General features: G+C 70.9%; 14 protein-coding genes. 10 read left to right on the plus strand and 4 right to left on the minus strand.

Annotation, left to right across the window (positions count from 1 at the left end; translation table 11 throughout):
- The first annotated feature begins 29 nt into the window (after positions 1-29).
- From ICC28_RS15345 to ICC28_RS15360, 4 genes are all read left to right on the plus strand, one after another.
- The gene (locus ICC28_RS15345; protein WP_188289112.1) at positions 30-311 is read left to right on the plus strand and encodes an acylphosphatase; all 282 of its coding nucleotides are present in this window, start codon (positions 30-32) and stop codon (positions 309-311) included.
- Positions 312-689: 378 nt separating this feature from the next.
- Positions 690-893 (plus strand): hypothetical protein, encoded by a 204-nt coding sequence (locus tag ICC28_RS15350; RefSeq protein ID WP_016432419.1) that lies wholly within the window; start codon positions 690-692, stop codon positions 891-893.
- 211 nt (positions 894-1,104) lie between these two features.
- Positions 1,105-4,761, plus strand: coding sequence for an AAA family ATPase (locus ICC28_RS15355; protein ID WP_188289113.1), 3,657 nt, complete (start codon positions 1,105-1,107; stop codon positions 4,759-4,761).
- Between the two features lie 219 nt (positions 4,762-4,980).
- The gene (locus ICC28_RS15360) at positions 4,981-6,396 is read left to right on the plus strand and encodes a sugar porter family MFS transporter (protein WP_188289114.1); all 1,416 of its coding nucleotides are present in this window, start codon (positions 4,981-4,983) and stop codon (positions 6,394-6,396) included.
- Between the two features lie 108 nt (positions 6,397-6,504).
- Here the strand turns inward: ICC28_RS15360 and ICC28_RS15365 are convergent, their stop codons facing one another.
- The gene (locus ICC28_RS15365; RefSeq protein WP_188289226.1) at positions 6,505-7,497 is read right to left on the minus strand and encodes an LLM class flavin-dependent oxidoreductase; all 993 of its coding nucleotides are present in this window, start codon (positions 7,495-7,497) and stop codon (positions 6,505-6,507) included.
- A 148-nt stretch (positions 7,498-7,645) separates the two neighbouring features.
- On the opposite strand from ICC28_RS15365, the gene ftsY reads away from it, so the two are divergent.
- Positions 7,646-8,857 carry a signal recognition particle-docking protein FtsY gene (ftsY, locus tag ICC28_RS15370; RefSeq protein ID WP_188289115.1) on the plus strand — a complete coding sequence of 404 codons (1,212 nt, stop codon included), beginning with the start codon at positions 7,646-7,648 and terminating at the stop codon, positions 8,855-8,857.
- A gap of 96 nt (positions 8,858-8,953) precedes the next feature.
- On the opposite strand, the gene ICC28_RS15375 is transcribed toward ftsY, so the two are convergent.
- Positions 8,954-9,610, minus strand: a complete 657-nt coding sequence (locus ICC28_RS15375) for a bifunctional DNA primase/polymerase (protein WP_188289116.1) — start codon at positions 9,608-9,610, stop codon at positions 8,954-8,956.
- A 458-nt stretch (positions 9,611-10,068) separates the two neighbouring features.
- Between ICC28_RS15375 and ICC28_RS15380 the strand changes: the two genes are divergently transcribed.
- The 5 genes from ICC28_RS15380 (at position 10,069) to ffh (ending at position 17,742) form a co-directional block, all read left to right on the plus strand.
- Positions 10,069-11,547 carry a hypothetical protein gene (locus tag ICC28_RS15380; protein ID WP_188289117.1) on the plus strand — a complete coding sequence of 493 codons (1,479 nt, stop codon included), beginning with the start codon at positions 10,069-10,071 and terminating at the stop codon, positions 11,545-11,547.
- Positions 11,548-11,875: 328 nt separating this feature from the next.
- Positions 11,876-13,153 carry an ammonium transporter gene (locus tag ICC28_RS15385; RefSeq protein WP_188289118.1) on the plus strand — a complete coding sequence of 426 codons (1,278 nt, stop codon included), beginning with the start codon at positions 11,876-11,878 and terminating at the stop codon, positions 13,151-13,153.
- The gene (locus tag ICC28_RS15390; protein ID WP_003997576.1) at positions 13,150-13,488 is read left to right on the plus strand and encodes a P-II family nitrogen regulator; all 339 of its coding nucleotides are present in this window, start codon (positions 13,150-13,152) and stop codon (positions 13,486-13,488) included. Before ICC28_RS15385 ends, ICC28_RS15390 begins: the two co-directional genes overlap by 4 nt.
- A 29-nt stretch (positions 13,489-13,517) precedes the next feature.
- Positions 13,518-15,971, plus strand: coding sequence for a [protein-PII] uridylyltransferase (locus ICC28_RS15395; RefSeq protein WP_188289119.1), 2,454 nt, complete (start codon positions 13,518-13,520; stop codon positions 15,969-15,971).
- Between the two features lie 220 nt (positions 15,972-16,191).
- Positions 16,192-17,742, plus strand: coding sequence for a signal recognition particle protein (ffh, locus tag ICC28_RS15400; protein ID WP_188289120.1), 1,551 nt, complete (start codon positions 16,192-16,194; stop codon positions 17,740-17,742).
- Positions 17,743-17,805: 63 nt separating this feature from the next.
- Here ffh and ICC28_RS15405 read toward each other — a convergent pair whose 3' ends face one another.
- Positions 17,806-18,417 carry a hypothetical protein gene (locus ICC28_RS15405; protein WP_188289121.1) on the minus strand — a complete coding sequence of 204 codons (612 nt, stop codon included), beginning with the start codon at positions 18,415-18,417 and terminating at the stop codon, positions 17,806-17,808.
- 141 nt (positions 18,418-18,558) lie between these two features.
- Positions 18,559-19,416 (minus strand): class I SAM-dependent methyltransferase, encoded by an 858-nt coding sequence (locus ICC28_RS15410; protein ID WP_188289122.1) that lies wholly within the window; start codon positions 19,414-19,416, stop codon positions 18,559-18,561.
- Between the last annotated feature and the right edge of the window lie 54 nt (positions 19,417-19,470).

Below are 19,470 nucleotides of genomic sequence, written 5' to 3' on the forward strand. Positions count from 1 at the left end.
GAGAGACATTGGCCGGTTAGGTTGCAGCCATGAGCGAGGATGTACGACTGGTTGCCTGGGTGCGTGGACGGGTCCAAGGTGTGGGTTTCCGCTGGTTCACACGTGCCAAGGCGCTGGAGATCGGCGGCCTGAGTGGTTTTGCTCTCAATTTGGAGGACGGACGGGTCCAAGTGGTCGCCGAAGGCCCCCGCGCGGGCTGTCAAGGACTCCTCGACTGGCTCCGGGGCGACGACACGCCCGGCCGCGTGGACGGCGTCACCGAGATCTGGGACACACCCCGCGGCGGCTACGACGGCTTCGCGATCCGGTGAGCGCGTCCCGTGCGGCGGCCCGCGGGAAGCGGAGGGACATGCCACCGGCACCTGCCCGAAGCAGAAAGGAGCAGGTGGTTGCCAAGAAGCGCTTGCGATGGCAGGCTCCGCACGTAAGGATGATCGCCACGCCCTGTGGGCCCCGCAGAAGTCGCAGCGCCGCCGCTTCCGGCCGCGCGCCCCGGGTTGCCCGCCAATACGGGGCGTGATCGTGTTGACCGTCAAACTTTTTGGTGAGACGCTGAAAGCCCCGCGCACCTTAGCTGTTTGGCATGTAAGAACGGCAGCAAGAACTCAAGAGTGCCAAGCACCGCGGGTGCGAATCCCTCACGACCCACACCGCTTCGGTCGGTCACTCAGTGTGGAGGACCATCCATCATGGCAAAGGCGCTTCTCGGTTACGTCGGCGGCTCCGACCCTCGACTCCTCGCCGAGATGCGACGGCTCCAGCAGCGCGTACAGGACCTGGAATCCGAGCTCGTACGGATCCAGGCGGAGAACGACGCGCTCGCGGCTGCCGCTTCTCACGACAGGATCATGGAGAGCATCGACGCACACCAGGCGGAGCCTGCGCTCACCTGATCACTGCATCGCTCCACGACAGCTCACGCAGTGGTTGGGCGGCCCACATCAACCGCTAAGTTGTCAGAGTTGCAAGGGACGCTTCGGCGTCCCTTCTTTCTTTCCCCACGCATCCTTTCACCGTCTATAACGTCTGGTGTGCCCGTGGCGTTCAAGGGCGAAACCGTGGGTTCATGGAGTGAGACACCCCCGGGAGGTAGAGTCCAGCGGCGTGCACCTCAAGGCCCTGACCCTCCGTGGGTTCAAGTCGTTCGCATCGGCGACCACACTCCGGTTCGAGCCCGGGATCACGTGCGTCGTCGGACCGAACGGCTCGGGCAAGTCCAATGTCGTGGACGCGCTCAGCTGGGTCATGGGCGAACAGGGCGCCAAGTCGCTGCGCGGCGGCAAGATGGAGGACGTCATCTTCGCCGGCACCACCGGCCGCCCGCCCCTGGGCCGCGCCGAGGTGTCCCTGACCATCGACAACTCGGACGGGGCCCTGCCCATCGAGTACGCCGAGGTCACCATCACGCGGATCATGTTCCGCAACGGCGGCAGCGAGTACCAGATCAACGGCGACACCTGCCGCCTGCTGGACATCCAGGAACTCCTCTCCGACTCCGGCATCGGCCGCGAGATGCACGTCATCGTCGGCCAGGGCCAGCTCGACTCCGTCCTGCACGCCGACCCCATGGGCCGCCGCGCCTTCATCGAGGAGGCCGCCGGCGTCCTCAAGCACCGCAAGCGCAAGGAGAAGGCGCTGCGGAAGCTGGACGCGATGCAGGCCAACCTCGCGCGCGTGCAGGACCTGACCGACGAGCTCCGCCGGCAGCTCAAGCCCCTCGGCCGGCAGGCCGCGGTCGCCCGCCGGGCCGCCGTGATCCAGGCCGACCTGCGCGACGCACGCCTGCGACTCCTCGCCGACGACCTCGTACGACTGCGCGAGGCGTTGCGGGCGGAGATCGCCGACGAGGCCGCCCTGAAGGAGCGCAAGGACGCCGCCGAGCAGGAGCTGAAGAAGGCGCTCCAGCGCGAGGCACTCCTGGAGGACGAGGTACGGCAGCTCACGCCCCGCCTCCAGCGCGCCCAGCAGACCTGGTACGAGCTGTCGCAGCTGGCCGAGCGGGTGCGCGGCACGGTCTCGCTCGCCGACGCGCGCGTGAAGAGCGCCACGTCGGCGCCGCCGGAGGAGCGGCGCGGGCGCGACCCCGAGGACATGGAGCGCGAGGCCGCCCGGATCCGTGAGCAGGAGGCCGAGCTCGAAGCGGCGCTGGAGGCGGCCGAGCGCGCCCTGGAGGACACCGTCGCCCACCGCGCCGAACTGGAACGCGAGCTGGCCCAGGAGGAACGGCGGCTGAAGGACGTGGCCCGTGCCATCGCCGACCGCCGTGAGGGCCTGGCCCGGCTCAGCGGCCAGGTGAACGCGGCCCGTTCGCGGGCCGCGGCTGCCCAGTCCGAGATCGACCGGCTGGCCACGGCCCGCGACGAGGCCCAGGAGCGGGCCGTCGCCGCACAGGAGGAGTACGAGGCGCTCAAGGCCGAGGTCGACGGGCTGGACGCGGGCGACGCGGAACTGGGCGAGCGGCACGAGGCGGCGAAGCAGCAGCTCGCCGAGGCGGAGGCGGCCCTCACGGCGGCCCGGGAAGCGGCTACGGCAGTCGAGCGCAGGCGCGCCGCGACCCAGGCCCGCCACGAGACGCTGGCGCTGGGCCTGCGACGCAAGGACGGCACCGGGATACTGCTCGGCGCGAAGGACCGCCTCACCGGCTTGTTGGGCCCAGCGGCGGAACTGCTGACCGTGACGCCGGGCTACGAGGTCCCGCTGGCGGCCGCCTTCGGCGCGGCGGCGGACGCCATCGCGGTGACGTCACCGTCGGCCGCAGCCGACGCGATCCGCCTGCTGCGCAAGCAGGACGCCGGCCGAGCCGCACTCCTGCTGGCGGGAGTGCCGGGGGAGCCGCCGTCGGACGGCGCTGCAACGCCCCGAAGGGGCGCGGGGCTGTGTCAATATGCGGCTCCGCCGCGGGGCGCGACCAGCCAGGACGAACCCGCGGACGCCGGCTCGCATGACGTGGCATCCCCCAGTGGGCGGCCCGCCGCCGACCTGGTCCGCGGCCCCTCCGATCTCATGCCCGCAGTCCACCGACTTCTCCGCCACATCGTCGTCGTAGGCACCCTCGATGACGCCGAGGACCTCGTATACACCAACCCCCACCTCACCGCCGTGACCGCCGAAGGCGATCTCCTTGGCGCGCACTTCGCGCACGGCGGTTCCGCCGGGGCGCCCAGCCTCCTCGAAGTGCAGGCCTCCGTGGACGAGGCCGCCGCCGAACTCGAAGAGCTGGCCGCGCGGTGCGAGGAACTCGCCGAGGCCCAGCACGCGGCGGTCGAGCGCCGCAAGGCATCCGCCGCGCTCGTCGAGGAACTGGGGGAGCGGCGCAGGGCCGCCGACCGGGAGAAGTCCGCCGTAGCCCAGCAGCTCGGGCGGCTCGCGGGCCAGGCACGGGGCGCGGCGGGCGAGGCGGAGCGTTCCGTCGCCGCCGCGGCACGCGCGCAGGAGGCCCTGGACAAGGCCCTTCAGGAGGTCGAGGAACTCGCCGAGCGGCTCGCCGTCGCCGAGGAGATGCCCGTGGAGGAGGAGCCCGACACGGCCGTACGGGACCGGCTCGCCGCCGACGGGGCCAACGCCCGGCAGACCGAGATGGAGGCCCGCCTCCAGGTCCGTACGCACGAGGAGCGGGTCAAGGGGCTCGCCGGGCGGGCCGACTCCCTCGACCGGGCCGCCCGCGCGGAGCGCGACGCACGCGCGCGTGCCGAGCAGCGGCGGGCCCGGATGCGGCACGAGGCCGCCGTGGCCGAGGCCGTCGCCTCCGGGGCCCGGCAACTGCTCGCGCACGTGGAGGTGTCGCTCGGGCGGGCCGAGGAGGAGCGCACCGCCGCCGAGGCCGCCAAGGCGCGGCGCGAACAGGAACTGACCGCCGCCCGGGGCCGCGGCCGTGACCTCAAGGCCGAGCTCGACAAGCTGACGGACTCCGTCCACCGCGGTGAGGTCCTCGGCGCCGAGAAGCGGCTGCGGATCGAGCAGCTGGAGACGAAGGCGCTGGAGGAACTCGGCGTCGAACCGGAGGGCCTGGTCTCCGAGTACGGCCCGCAGCAGCCCGTACCGCCCTCGCCGCCCGCCGAGGGCGAGGAGCTGCCGGAGGATCCCGAGCACCCCCGCAACCGGCCCAAGCCCTTCGTGCGGGCCGAGCAGGAGAAGCGGCTCAAGGCGGCCGAGCGGGCCTACCAGCAGCTCGGCAAGGTGAATCCGCTGGCCCTGGAGGAGTTCGCCGCGCTGGAGGAACGCCACAAGTTCCTCAGCGAGCAGCTGGAGGACCTGAAGAAGACCCGCGCCGACCTGCTCCAGGTGGTCAAGGAGGTCGACGAGCGCGTCGAGCAGGTCTTCACCGAGGCGTACCGGGACACGGCCCGGGAGTTCGAGGGCGTCTTCAGCAGGCTGTTCCCGGGGGGCGAGGGGCGGCTGATCCTCACCGATCCCGACAACATGCTCACCACGGGTGTCGACGTCGAGGCGCGTCCGCCCGGCAAGAAGGTCAAGCGGCTCAGCCTGCTCTCGGGCGGCGAGCGGTCACTGACCGCCGTCGCCCTGCTGGTGTCAATCTTCAAGGCCCGGCCCAGCCCGTTCTATGTCATGGACGAGGTCGAGGCGGCCCTCGACGACACCAACCTCCAGAGGCTGATCCGCATCATGCAGGAGCTGCAGGAGGCCTCGCAGCTCATCGTGATCACGCACCAGAAGCGGACCATGGAGGTCGCCGACGCGCTGTACGGCGTCTCCATGCAGGGCGACGGTGTGTCGAAGGTCATCAGCCAGCGGCTTCGGTAGGGCCCGGCCGCTCCGACCTCAACTTCTTCAACTCTTGAACACAAGCAGACTCGCTATGCCTCAAAACTCACAGCAGTCGAACTATTGACTTCGAAACTTGAAGGCATAAGGTCTGCAATGTTGCTTTTACCTTCAGATGCTGGCCGACGGGAGTCCGTGCCGCACCGGAAGGGCTCAACCCCCACCCGGCAGCGTTGCCGGTGGCCCGAGGAGTTTCACGTGACCAGCACTTCGCAGGCACCCCAGTCAGGAGCCAGGACGGCACCGCCCGAACACCTCGGGCATGTCATCTTCATCACGGCCGCGGCCGCCCTCGGCGGCTTCCTGTTCGGCTATGACAGCTCTGTCATCAACGGTGCCAACGGCGGCATCCAGGACCGGTTCGAGCTCAGCTCCGGTGCCACCGGAACCGTCGCCGCCTGCGCCCTGCTGGGCAGCGCCGTGGGTGCCGCGATCGCCGGCCGCATCGCCGACCGCATCGGCCGGATCCGCGTCATGCAGATCGCGGCGGTGCTGTTCGCCGTGAGTGCCGTCGGATCCGGGCTCCCCTTCGCCGCCTGGGACCTCGCCGCCTGGCGGGTGCTCGGCGGCATCGCGATCGGCATGGCCTCGGTCATCGGCCCGGCCTACATCGCCGAGGTCGCCCCGCCCGCGTACCGCGGCAGGCTCGCCTCCTTCCAGCAGGCGGCCATCGTCATCGGCATCGCCATCTCGCAGCTCGTCAACTGGGCCATCCTCAACCTCGCCGACGGCGAGGAGCGCGGCACGGTCGCGGGCCTGGAGGCCTGGCAGTGGATGCTCGGCGTGATGGTGGTCCCGGCGATCGTCTACGGCCTGATGTCCTTCGCCATCCCCGAGTCGCCCCGCTACCTGATCGGCGCCGGCCGCATCGAGGACGCCAAGAAGGTGCTCGCCGACGTCGAGGGCGACATCGACCTGGACGCCCGCGTCGCCGAGATCGACGAGGCCATGCGCAGTGACCACAAGTCGACCTTCAGGGACCTGCTGGGCGGGAAGTACGGCCTGCTGCCGATCGTGTGGATCGGTATCGGCCTCTCGGTCTTCCAGCAGCTGGTCGGCATCAACGTGATCTTCTACTACTCGAACCTGCTGTGGCAGTCGGTGGGCGTCGACCCGTCGAGCTCGTTCTTCTACTCGTTCGAGACCTCGATCATCAACATCATCGGCACCGTGATCGCGATGATCTTCGTCGACCGCATCGGCCGCAAGCCGCTCGCCCTCATCGGCTCGGTGGGCATGGGCATCTCGCTGGCGCTGGCCGCCTGGGCCTTCTCCTACCAGAACGGCAACGACCCGCTGCCGACCGCCCAGGGCGCCGTGGCGCTGATCGCCGCCAACGCGTTCGTGCTCTTCTTCGCCATGTCCTGGGGCGTGGTCGTCTGGGTCATGCTGGGCGAGGTCTTCCCCAACAAGATCCGGGCCGCCGCCCTCGGTGTGGCCGCCTCGGCCCAGTGGATCGCCAACTGGGCGATCACGATCACCTTCCCGGACCTCGCGGACTGGAACCTGTCGCTCACCTACGTCATGTACGCGGTGTTCGCCTTCCTCTCCATCCCCTTCATCCTCAAGTTCGTGCCCGAGACCAAGGGCAAGAAGCTGGAGGAGATGGGCTGAGCCCGTCACAGGGCCGACCCGTCACAGGCCCGACCCGTCACAGGGCCGACCCGTCACAGACCCGAGGAGAAGGGGCCAAGTCCCCGCTGCCCCCTCTCCTCGTACCCGTCAGGGACGTGCTGCCCCGGCTCGGTCACCGAGCCGGGGCAGCACGGCTTCGCAGAACAGCCGCAGACTCCGCCATCCCTCCGCCACCGGCATCCCGCCCGCCAGTGGATGCAGGACGAGGCTGTCCAGCCCCTGCGCCACGCACTGCTCCGGCGTGAGGATCCGGTACACGCCCTCGGCGCGCAGCTCGTCCACCGTCGTGGCCGCCGACCTCACGGCCGACCGTACGTCGCCGGACTGCCAGGAGGCGTACGTGCGGGCCTCGTGCAGGAAGTGGCCGCCGTACTCCGCCCACGCCCGGTCCGGGTCCTCGGCGAGGTGCAGCAGCGGCGTCTCGGCCGCCGGCATCATGGTCCAGCCCTCGGTGCCGTACTCGACGAGCCGTTCCTTGTAGTACGCCTCCAGCTCCGGCAGATGCGCGCTGGGGAAGAAGGGCAGCCCCAGGCGGGCGGCCCGGCGGGCGGCGGCCTTCGAGGAGCCGCCGACCAGCAGCAGGGGGTGCGGCTCGGTGTACGGGCGCGGGGTGACCCGTACCGTACGGCCCCGGTACTCGAACTCCTCGCCGGTCCAGGCCTTCAGCAGCGTCTCCAGCACCTCGTCCTGGAGCCGTCCGCGCCGGTGGAAGTCCACGCCGAACTGCGCGTACTCCTCGGGCCGGTACCCGATCCCCGCGACCGTCACCAGCCGGCCGCCGCTGAGCAGGTCCAGTACGGCGATGTCCTCGGCGAGCCGCAGCGGGTCGTGCAGCGGGCCGATGACCGCCGAGACCGTCACGGCCAGGCGGCCGGTCGCGCCGAACACCGCGCCCGCGAAGGCGAACGGCGACGGCAGCCAGTTGTTGGCCACGCCGTGGTGCTCCTCCGTCTGCACGGTGGTGACCCCGTGCTCGTCGGCGTACGCGGCCATCTCCAGGGCGGTGCGGTAGCGGGCGCCGAGCGAGGCGGCGGTGGCGCCGGGCTCGACCAGGTTGAACCGTACGACCGTGACGGGTATGGCGGGCATGGCGGATTCCCCTTCACACGTGTGGAGGGGGAGGACGGTAGCTGACGGTACGTCAGATCGCCATGGCGGCGGCGACCCGGGTCGGGACGGGAACACAGGACGGGCCCGCCGGACGCCCATGACTGATACTGGACGCGTTATGGAAATCGTCATCCTTGCTGTAGTCATCGCCGTGGTCGTGCTCGGCGCGCTCGGCGGGCTCGTCGTCGGCAGCCGGCGCAAGAAGCAGCTGCCCCCGCTGCCCCCCGCCACGCCCGACATCACCGCCCCTCCGGCCGAGCCGCACGTCGGCGACGAGGCCGAGACCCCGCGCGACGAACCGCGCCGGACGATAGAGGAGGTGGACCTTCCCGACGGCTCGGCCCCGGTCGCCGTCGAGGAACCGCCCGTCGTCGAAGAGCTCCCGCCGGTCGAGATCGAGGTCCCGGAGCCCACCGCCGGCCGCCTGGTCCGGCTGCGCGCCCGGCTCTCCCGCTCCCAGAACGCCCTGGGCAAGGGACTGCTCACGCTGCTGTCGCGCGAGCACCTCGACGACGACACCTGGGAGGAGATCGAGGACATCCTGCTCACCGCCGACGTCGGTGTGCAGCCCACCCAGGAGCTGGTCGACGGCCTGCGCGAGCGGGTGAAGGTGCTGGGCACCCGGACCCCCGCCGAGCTGCGCGGCCTGCTGCGCGAGGAGCTGCTGAAGCTCATCGGCACCGACATGGACCGCACGGTCCGCACCGAGCCGGAGGGCCGCAAGCCCGGCATCGTGATGGTCGTCGGCGTCAACGGCACCGGCAAGACCACCACCACCGGCAAGCTGGCCCGCGTCCTCGTCGCCGACGGCAACACCGTCGTGCTCGGCGCCGCCGACACCTTCCGCGCCGCCGCCGCCGACCAGCTCCAGACCTGGGGCGAGCGCGTCGGCGCCCACACCGTGCGCGGACCGGAGGGCGGCGACCCCGCCTCCGTCGCCTTCGACGCGGTGAAGGAGGGCAAGGAGCTGGGCTCCGACGTCGTCCTCATCGACACCGCCGGCCGACTGCACACCAAGACCGGCCTGATGGACGAGCTCGGCAAGGTCAAGCGCGTCGTGGAGAAGCACGCGCCGCTGGACGAGGTGCTGCTCGTGCTGGACGCGACCACCGGGCAGAACGGGCTCGTGCAGGCCCGGGTCTTCGCCGAGGTCGTCGACATCACCGGCATCGTGCTCACCAAGCTGGACGGCACGGCCAAGGGCGGCATCGTGGTCGCCGTGCAGCGCGAGCTGGGCGTGCCGGTCAAGCTGGTCGGCCTGGGCGAGGGCGCGGACGACCTGGCGCCGTTCGAGCCGGAAGCCTTCGTGGACGCGCTCATCGGAGAGTGACTCCCGCGCCGATCGCGAGAAGCGCCCGCCCCTCTCCGGGAGGCGGGCGCTTCGCTGTGCGTGGCAGCGGTGGTCGGTCGGGAGGCGGGCGCTTCGCTAGGCGCGCGACCTGTGGGCGACGTACGCCAGCGTCCCCAGGAGCAGTCGGGCCGCCGGCGGCTTCGCCGACGAGTCCAGGGCGGGGGAGCGCAGCCAGCGCACCGGGCCCAGGCCGCCGCGGTCGGAGGGCGGGGCAGTGATGTACGTACCGGAGCCGAGGCCGCGCAGGTCCAGGGAGGTCGGGTCGTCCCAGCCCATGCGGTAGAGCAGCTCGGGCAGTTCGGCGGCGGCGCCGGGGGCGACGAGGAAGTGGGCGCGGCCGTCGGGGGTGGCGGTCACCGGTCCGAGGGGGAGGCCCATCCGCTCCAGCCGGGCCAGCGCGCGGCGCCCGGCCGGCTCCGCCACCTCGATCACGTCGAACGCCCGACCGACCGGCAGCATCACCGCGGCGCCGGGGAACTCCGCCCAGGCCTTGGTCACCTCGTCGAGGGTGGCCCCGGCCGGGAGGCGGGGCGCGAAGTCCAGGGGGTGGGCGCCCGGCGCCGGGCACTCCGGGCGGCCGCAGGAGCAGGCGCCGGCCGTCGCCCGGGCGCCCGGCACCACATCCCAGCCCCACAGGCCGGTGAACTCGGCTACGGCGGTGCACTCCGACGAGCGGCCGCGTCGGCGCGTGCCGGAACGGATCTCGCGGATGCCGGCGATCGTGAAGCCCATGCCCCCTCCAACGGGTCCGGCGCGCCGGTGGTTACGACGCGGATGCGGATCGTGACCCTGTGTGTTCACCCTGTGCGTTCCCGGCCCTGGCTCCACACGGTCAGGGTGGCGCTCGGAAGCGCTCGGGGTAGTGCACTCGGCGGCGTGCGCCCCGAAGTGCACCGCTCCGCCCACTTCCGGTCGTCCTCTGTCAAGTGAATCGTGCGGAGGCGACCGTGAGTTCATTCGAAGGGGTGGCGAATGGTGGCGTTTCCGGGATCGCCATGGCTGGAGGGGTGATCGTAGGATTACTTTGAGTGCACGAGTCCCGGGGGCACATGCACTCGTGGGTATGCCGGAGGCAACTCGGCTCTCCGTTCGAAGGGTGAGAAGTACCGGACGGGCGGCGGTATTTACCGGCATTCTGATAGGGGTTGGCGCACTCGGTGACAAGTGGTCCAAGGGATGGGGGCGTTCCAGTGAGCGGCAACGGCGGAAGCGGTACGAACGCGACGAACGCTGACAAGCGCCCGAACGAGCTGCTCACCTCCTGGTTCGTGCGCAGCGGCTGGTCCAAGGGTGAACTCGCCCGCCAAGTCAACCGCCGGGCCCGCCAGTTGGGCGCCAATCACATCTCCACCGACACCTCGCGCGTACGGCGTTGGCTGGACGGTGAGAACCCGCGCGAGCCGATTCCGCGGATCCTGTCGGAGCTGTTCTCCGAGCGGTTCGGCTGTGTCGTCTCCGTCGAGGACCTCGGCCTGCGCGCCGCGCGCCAGTCACCGTCGGTGTCCGGCGTCGACCTGCCCTGGACCGGCCCGCAGACCGTCGCACTGCTCAGCGAGTTCTCGCGCAGCGACCTGATGCTGGCGCGGCGCGGCTTCCTCGGGACCTCGCTGGGCCTGTCCGCGGGCCCGTCCCTCATCGAGCCGATGCAGCGCTGGCTGGTCCCCGCCCCGTCGGCCCCGCGCGCGGAGCCCGAGCCCGTCGGCCGCCGCGGCGGCCGGCTGTCCAGGCCCGAGCTGGAACTCCTCGAGTCCACCACCGTGATGTTCCGGCAGTGGGACGCCCAGTGCGGCGGCGGCCTGCGCCGCAAGGCGGTGGTCGGCCAGCTGCACGAGGTGACGGACCTCCTCCAGGAACCCCAGCCCGAGGCCACCACCAGGAAACTGTTCAAGGTCGCCGCCGAACTCGCCGAACTGGCCGGCTGGATGTCCTACGACGTCGGTCTCCAGCCCACCGCGCAGAAGTACTTCGTCCTCGCCCTGCACGCCGCCAAGGAGGCCGGCGACCGGCCGCTCGGCAGCTACGTCCTGTCCAGCATGAGCCGCCAGATGATCCACCTGGGCCGGCCCGAGGACGCCCTGGAACTGGTCCACCTCGCCCAGTACGGCAGCCGCGACTGCGCGAGCCCGCGCACCCAGTCGATGCTGTATGCGATGGAGGCCCGCGCGTACGCCAACATGGGCCAGCCCGGCAAGTGCAAGCGGGCCGTGCGGATGGCCGAGGACACCTTCGCCGAGGCCGACGAGTGGGACGAGCCGGACCCCGACTGGATCCGCTTCTTCTCCGAGGCCGAGCTGTACGGCGAGAACTCCCACTCCTTCCGCGACCTCGCCTACGTGGCCGGCCGCAGCCCCACGTACGCCTCCCTGGCCGAGCCCCTGATGGAGCGGGCCGTGGACCTCTTCGCCAAGGACGCCGAGCACCAGCGGTCGTACGCGCTGAACCTCGTCGGCATGGCCACCGTGCACCTGCTCCGGCGCGAGCCCGAGCGCGGCGCCGGCTATGTCACGGAGGCCATGACGATCGCCAAGAAGGTGCGCTCCGAGCGCGTCAACACTCGTATCCGAAAGACGGTCGACACGGCCGTACGCGATTTCGGCGATCTGCACGAGGTCGTGGACCTCACCGACCGGCTTGCCGTGGAGCTGCCCGAGACCGCCGAGGCGGTCTGAACACCCGCTCCCGCCCTTGAACCCCGGCCGCGGCCGGCCCTCCCGAACTGCCCGACTCGGCTCCCCCATGCCAGGTCATCGGAAGGCCGCCCGCGGCCGGTTCTGTTCCTTCACACAGAAGGTTGCGCCACGATAACGATCCAACTGCCGAACATCAGGCAGTTCATCGACGTGTAACACCCACGGTGCCTTCGTCACGGCGGCGAAACAACGAGGGGCGTCCAACGAAACGGCGCTGCGCCAATCTCATGGCGCATAACCGGCCCACCCCTCAATCCGCTCAGGCTTCGCCCGCACGGGCCGTTCCCAAGACGAGGAGATACCGGCATTGAACGGCACAGATACCGGATTCGTATTGATCAGTGCAGCGCTCGTCATGCTGATGACGCCCGGGCTGGCGCTCTTCTACGGTGGCATGGTCCGCGCAAAGAGCGTGCTGAACATGCTGATGATGTCCTTCATCTCCCTCGGCATCGTCAGCGTTCTGTGGGTGCTCTACGGGTACTCCCTGGCCTTCAGCGGTGACGCCGGAGGTCTCATCGGCAACCTGGACGCCATCGGGCTGAAGGGCATCAACGCCGACACGGTGATGGAGAGCTTCACCGGCAACGACATCTCCGTCTTCGCGTTCGCCCTCTTCCAGATGCTGTTCGCGGTCATCACCGCCGCCCTCATGAGCGGTGCGCTCGCCGACCGCGTCAAGTTCAGCTCCTGGATGATCTTCATCGGCGTTTGGGTCACCATCGTCTACTTCCCGGTGGCCCACTGGGTCTGGGGTACCGGTGGCTGGCTCCTGGAGCTGGGTGTCATCGACTTCGCCGGTGGTACCGCCGTCCACATCAACGCCGGTATCGGTGCCCTCGCCGCGGTTCTGGTCGTCGGCAAGCGCGTCGGCTTCAAGAAGGACCCGATGCGGCCGCACAACATGCCGCTGGTCCTGCTCGGCACCGCTCTGCTGTGGTTCGGTTGGTTCGGCTTCAACGCCGGCTCCGAGCTCGGCGTCGACGGCACCACGGCCCAGATGGCCATCAACACCCAGATCGCGACCGGTGCCGCCGTGCTCGGCTGGCTGATCTACGAGCGCATCCGCCACGGCGCCTTCACCACCCTCGGTGCCTGCTCCGGTGCCGTCGCGGGTCTCGTCGCGATCACCCCGTCCGGTGGCCACGTCAACGCCTTCGGCGCCATGCTGATCGGTGTCGTCGCCGGTGCGGTCTGCTCCTGGGCTGTCAGCCTCAAGTACAAGCTCGGCTACGACGACTCCCTCGACGTCGTCGGCGTCCACCTGGTGGGTGGCGTCATCGGTACCCTGATGGTCGGCTTCCTGGCCACCGAGGACGGGGGCTGGAGCCAGTTCGGCAAGCAGGCCACCGGTGCCTTCTCGGTGATGGGTTACACCTTCGTGGTCACCTGGATCATCGCCTTCCTCATCCAGAAGACGATCGGCTTCCGCGCCACCGAGGACGACGAGATCAGCGGCATCGACCAGGCCCAGCACGCGGAGACTGCATACGACTTCAGCTCCGCGGCCGGTTCGCACATCGCCGCCGCCGTCCCGCCCGCCCAGAGCAGCCCCGCTGCGGAAAGCAAGAAGGTTGAGGCATGAAGCTCATCACCGCAGTCGTCAAGCCCCACCGGCTCGACGAGATCAAGGAAGCCCTCCAGGCCTTCGGAGTGCACGGTCTGACGGTCACCGAGGCCAGCGGCTACGGTCGTCAGCGGGGCCACACCGAGGTCTACCGCGGTGCCGAGTACACCGTCGACCTGGTCCCGAAGATCCGCATCGAGGTGCTGGCCGAGGACGACGACGCCGAGCAACTGATCGACGTCATCGTCAAGGCCGCCCGCACCGGCAAGATCGGTGACGGCAAGGTCTGGTCCCTCCCGGTGGAGACGGCCGTACGGGTCCGCACCGGCGAGCGCGGCCCGGACGCGCTCTAACAGAAGAAGACTGGAACAGGAGTCGCTGGGTGACGAGTACGGACGTGCGGACAGAAGCAGATGACTCGGGACCCAGCGGCTACGCGGCGGCCCGGCTGCGCCTCCTCACCGAGGGGGCGCGGTCCGGGCCGCCGCGCCGTGCGGCCCTCGCGGAACTGACCGACGACTGGCTCACCGGTCTGTTCGCCGCCGGAGCCGAGGCGGTGCGCGGCGTCTCCCTCATCGCCGTCGGCGGCTACGGCCGCGGTGAACTCTCCCCACGCAGCGACCTCGACCTGCTGCTCCTGCACGACGGCAGCGACACGGGCGCGGTCGCCGCGCTCGCCGACCGCATCTGGTACCCCGTCTGGGACCTCGGCCTCGCCCTCGACCACTCCGTGCGCACCCCCGCCGAGGCCCGCAAGACCGCCGCAGAGGATTTGAAAGTCCAACTCGGCCTCCTCGACGCCCGCCACATCGCGGGCGACCTCGGACTGACCGCCGGACTGCGCACGGCCGTCCTCGCCGACTGGCGCAACCAGGCACCCAAGCGCCTGCCCGAGCTCCAGGAGCTGACCGCCGAGCGCGCCGAACGCCAGGGCGAACTGCAGTACCTCCTGGAACCCGACCTCAAGGAGGCCCGCGGCGGCCTCCGCGACGCCACCATCCTGCGCGCCGTCGCCGCCTCCTGGCTGGCCGACGCCCCGCGCGAGGGCCTCGACGACGCCCGGCGCCGACTGCTCGACGTACGAGACGCCCTGCACCTGGCGACCGGGCGCGCGACCGACCGGCTCGCGCTCCAGGAGCAGGACCAGGTCGCCGCCGAGCTCGGCCTGCTCGACGCCGACACCCTGCTGCGGCAGGTGTACGAGGCGGCGCGGGTCATCTCGTACGCCAGCGATGTCACCTGGCGTGAAGTGGGGCGCGTGCTGCGGTCGCGCGCCGTGCGGCCCCGGCTGCGCGCCATGCTGGGCGGCGCGAAGCCGCCCGCCGAGCGCTCCCCCCTGGCCGAAGGCGTCGTGGAGCAGGACGGCGAGGTCGTGCTCGCCCGCGCCGCACGCCCCGAGCGCGACCCCGTACTGCCCCTGCGCGCCGCCGCGGCCGCCGCGCAGGCCGGACTCCCGCTCTCCCTGCACGCCGTACGGCGCCTGGCGGCCACCACGCGCCCCCTGCCCACGCCCTGGCCCGCCGAGGCCCGCGAGCAGCTGGTCACCCTGCTCGGCTCCGGCCGTCCCACGATCGAGGTCTGGGAGGCCCTGGAGGCCGAAGGCCTCATCACCCGGCTGCTCCCCGACTGGGAGCGCGTGCGCTGCCGGCCGCAGCGCAACGCCGTCCACATCTGGACCGTCGACCGGCACCTCATCGAGACGGCCGTCCGCGCCTCCGAGTTCACCCGCCGCGTCCACCGCCCCGACCTGCTCCTGGTCGCCGCCCTCCTGCACGACATCGGCAAGGGCTGGCCCGGCGACCACTCGGTGGCCGGCGAGATCATCGCCAAGGACGTCGCCGCCCGCATCGGCTTCGACCGCGAGGACGTGGCCGTGCTCTCCACCCTCGTACGGCATCACCTGCTGCTCGTCGACACCGCCACCCGGCGCGACCTGGAGGACCCGGCCACCGTGCGCGCGGTCGCCGAGGCCGTCGGCTCGCAGGGCACCCTGGAACTCCTGCACGCGCTGACCGAGGCGGACGCGCTGGCCACCGGGCCCGCCGCCTGGTCGTCCTGGCGCGGATCCCTCGTCGCCGACCTGGTCAAACGCGTCTCGGCCGTGCTCGCCGGGGACGCCCCGGAGGAGCCGGAGGCCGCAGCGCCCACCGCCGAACAGGAACGGCTCGCCATCGAGGCGGTGGCGACCGGAAGCCCGGTGCTGTCGCTGCGCGCGCAGACCGAGCCGCCGGCTCTCGCGGAGGACCAGCCCTCCGGTGACCCCGAACCGCTCGGCGTGGAGCTGCTGATCGCCGTACCCGACCAGCCGGGCGTGCTGCCCGCCGTGTCCGGTGTCCTCGCCATGCACCGGCTGACCGTCCGCACCGCCGAACTGCGTGCCCTGGACCTCCCCGACGGCGTCGACGGCGCGGTCCTCCTGCTGAACTGGCGGGTCGCCGCCGAGTACGGCTCCCTGCCGCAGGCCGCCCGGCTGCGCGCGGACCTCGTCCGCGCGCTGGACGGCTCCCTGGACATCGCGGGACGGCTGGCGGAGCGCGACGCGGCCTATCCGCGCCGCCGGGGCGTTGTCGCGCCTCCCGCGCGCGTGAGCGTCCACCCGACCGCCTCCCGCCTGGCCACGGTCATCGAGGTCCGCGCCCAGGACGCCCCGGGGCTGCTGTTCCGGATCGGGCGGGCGCTGGAGGACGCGGGGGTGCGGGTGCGCAGCGCGCATGTGTCGACGCTGGGTGCGAACGCGGTGGACGCGTTTTACGTCAACGGCGACAACGGGGCTCCGCTCCCGGCGGAGGAAGCGGCATCCGTGGCGCGGAAGCTTGAGGAGACCCTGCGGGCGTAACCCTCCGGTCACGTCATGCGTTCACCGGTTGTGTTCCCCGCCGCCGCGGGGGTGGTCCGATCGTGAACGACGAGCTGGTCACGATCCTTGGTTGCTCCCCGCCGCCGCGGGGGTTCCGTCCCCGCCAGCCGATCACGGCAGGCGGGGACGATTGTCTTGCGCGGCCGGATACCCTGGAAGACGCTCATACTGCCCCCGACTCCCGAGGACCGACGCCGCCGTGTTCGATACTCTCTCCGATCGCCTCTCAGCGACCTTCAAGAATCTGCGCGGCAAGGGGCGTCTGAGTGAGGCGGACATCGACGCCACCGCGCGCGAAATCCGCATCGCTCTCCTCGAAGCGGACGTCGCCCTGCCCGTCGTACGCACGTTCATCAAGAACGTCAAGGAGCGTGCACTCGGCGCTGAGGTCTCCAAGGCCCTGAACCCTGCCCAGCAGGTGCTCAAGATCGTCAACGACGAACTTGTCCAGGTGCTCGGCGGCGAGACCCGTCGCCTCCGCTTCGCCAAGCAGCCGCCCACCGTCATCATGCTGGCCGGTCTGCAGGGTGCCGGTAAGACGACCCTCGCGGGCAAGCTCGGCCACTGGCTGAAGGGGCAGGGCCACTCGCCGCTGCTGGTCGCCTGTGACCTCCAGCGCCCGAACGCCGTGAACCAGCTCAGCGTCGTCGCCGAGCGCGCCGGTGTGGCCGTCTACGCGCCGGAGCCGGGCAACGGCGTCGGCGACCCGGTCAAGGTCGCCAAGGACTCCATCGAGCACGCGAAGGCCCGGGTCCACGACATCGTCATCGTCGACACCGCGGGCCGCCTGGGCATCGACCAGGAGATGATGCAGCAGGCCGCGGACATCCGCGATGCCGTCAGCCCCGACGAGATCCTTTTCGTCGTCGACGCGATGATCGGTCAGGACGCGGTCAACACCGCCGAGGCCTTCCGGGACGGCGTCGGCTTCGACGGCGTGGTGCTCTCCAAGCTGGACGGCGACGCCCGCGGTGGTGCGGCGCTGTCGATCCGCCAGATCACCGGCAAGCCGATCATGTTCGCGTCGAACGGCGAGAAGCTCGACGACTTCGACGCGTTCCACCCGGACCGGATGGCCTCCCGCATCCTCGACATGGGTGACCTGCTCACCCTGATCGAGCAGGCGGAGAAGACGTTCAGCCAGGAAGAGGCCGAGAAGATGGCCTCCAAGCTGGCGTCCAAGAAGGGCCAGGACTTCACCCTGGACGACTTCCTGGCCCAGATGGAGCAGGTCAGGAAGATGGGCAGCATCTCCAAGCTGCTCGGCATGCTGCCCGGCATGGGCCAGATCAAGGACCAGATCAACAACCTCGACGAGCGTGACGTCGACCGCACGGCCGCGATCATCAAGTCGATGACCCCGGGCGAGCGCCAGGACCCGACGATCATCAACGGCTCGCGCCGCGCCCGTATCGCCAAGGGTTCCGGTGTCGAGGTCAGTGCGGTGAAGAACCTCGTCGAGCGGTTCTTCGAGGCCCGCAAGATGATGTCCCGCATGGCCCAGGGCGGCGGCATGCCCGGGATGCCGGGGATGCCGGGCATGGGCGGTGGTCCCGGCCGTACCAAGAAGCAGCCGAAGAAGGCCAAGGGCAAGCAGCGCTCGGGCAACCCGATGAAGCGCAAGCAGCAGGAGCAGGAGGAGGCCGCCCGGCGCGCGGCCGCGGCCCAGGGCGGCGCCTTCGGCGTGCCCGGCCAGCAGGCTCCGCAGGACTTCGAACTGCCGGACGAGTTCAAGAAGTTCATGGGCTGACCGAGGGCGGTCCTACGGTGCCGGGGGCACCCCTTGTCACAAGGGGCGCCCCCGGTGCCGGTTCTAGCCGTTCGGGAACGTCCAGATGTACGGCTCGCCGTCGGTCTCCGTCCAGTGCACCTCGACGTTCTTGGCGTCGGCGGGTACCAGGTAGGTCTCGCAGAAGGTGTGGCTCTCGCCCTGCTTCCAGCTCTCCACGTCGTACGGGTCCTCGCAGCCCGCCGCGTCCTCGGCGGCGCCGATGAGGATCGAGCCGCGCCGCCCGTCGGCCCACACCGTGGTCTCGTCGCCGACCTGGGGCGAGTCGGTGAGCGCGGGGCCGCCCTTGTGGGTGAACTTCACATGGGCGGTGACCAGGACGAGGCCCTTGGCCTTCGCCGGGTCGGCCACCTGCTTCTGCGCCTCGGCCTCGGTGCTGACGTCGACCTTCTCCGCGAGGATCTCGTACGTGACCTTCCCCGGGTCCTCCTCGTAGGTCCCCGTGGCGCTCTCGCCGGTCGCCAGCGCGCCCCCGGAGGCGGGCTCGGACGGCGAGGGTTCCGACGCCTCCTTCGCCCCGGAGGTGGCCGGGCTCTTCGCGTCGGCCTTGTCGTCCCCGCCCCCGCAGGCGGTGAGCGCCAGGGCGAGGACGGCGACGGGCGCGGCGAGACGCAGCGCGGTCTTGCGGTGCAGCACAACAACTCCTGTATGCAGATGTGTAGGTCCCCCGAGCAAAGCGTCAGGCTAGGGGGACGGTGTGCGGGCGGGCGCGGCGAGAGGCTTTCCGCGCGGCTTCCTTCACACCATTCACACGTGCATCCACAGGGTGTTTCCCGCTCAGGGGACTCGGGCCACCAGGTACCGGAAGACGTTCGGCATCCACACCGTCCCGTCCCGCCGCTGGTACGGGTGCAGTGCCTCCGTCAGCTCCTTGTCCACCTGCGCCCGGTCCGTGGCGGCGACGGCCGCGTCGAAGAGTCCGGTCGACAGCAGTCCGCGTACGGCGTTGTCGATGTCGGCGTAGCCGAAGGGGCAGGTCACCCGTCCGGAGCCGTCGGGCCTCAGCCCCGCCCGCTGGGCGACCTCCTCCAGGTCGTCGCGGAGGGCGGGGCGCCAACTGCCCGTGCTGCGCAGTGGGTCGGCCAGTTTCGTGGCCACGCGCAGCACGGACGACGTGGTGCAGCGTTCCGGCGGACCCCAGCCGGCCAGCACCACGGGCGCCCCGCGCTCGGCGAGCGGCTTCGCCCCTTCGAGCAGCTCGCCGAGTCCCTCCGAGTCGCCCGCGAGGCACCCGATGGGCTCGAAGGCGGTCACCAGGGTGTACGCGGGCGTCTCCGCGTCGGCCGCGTCCTGTGGTGAGCCGTCGATGAGTCGGGTGTCGGCACGCGCGCGCGTGCCCCACGCCTCGGGTATCAACCGCTGCCGGGCGAGGTCCAGCCGTTCAGGGGAGGAGGGCTCGACGCCGGTGACGGCGGCTCCGCGCGACGCCGCCATCAGCAGGGCGAGCCCCGATCCGCAGCCGAGGCCCAGCAGGCGCGTGCCGGGGCCCACTTCCAGCCGCTCGTAGACGGCTTCGTAGAGCGGAACCAGCATCCGCTCCTGGATCTCGGACCAGTCACGCGCGCGTGCACACAGGTCCACACGGGGTTTCGGTCCCGCGTGAGACAGGTGTTGCCGCACGAGCGTAGGTGTCATCGAAAGCGCCCCAATCAGCCGAGAGTTGCCGCTGTAACCCGATTCCGTAGCCCC

Origin of the sequence: Streptomyces sp. TRM68416, assembly GCF_014596915.1 — a bacterium.
In the GTDB taxonomy this organism is placed as follows: domain Bacteria; phylum Actinomycetota; class Actinomycetes; order Streptomycetales; family Streptomycetaceae; genus Streptomyces.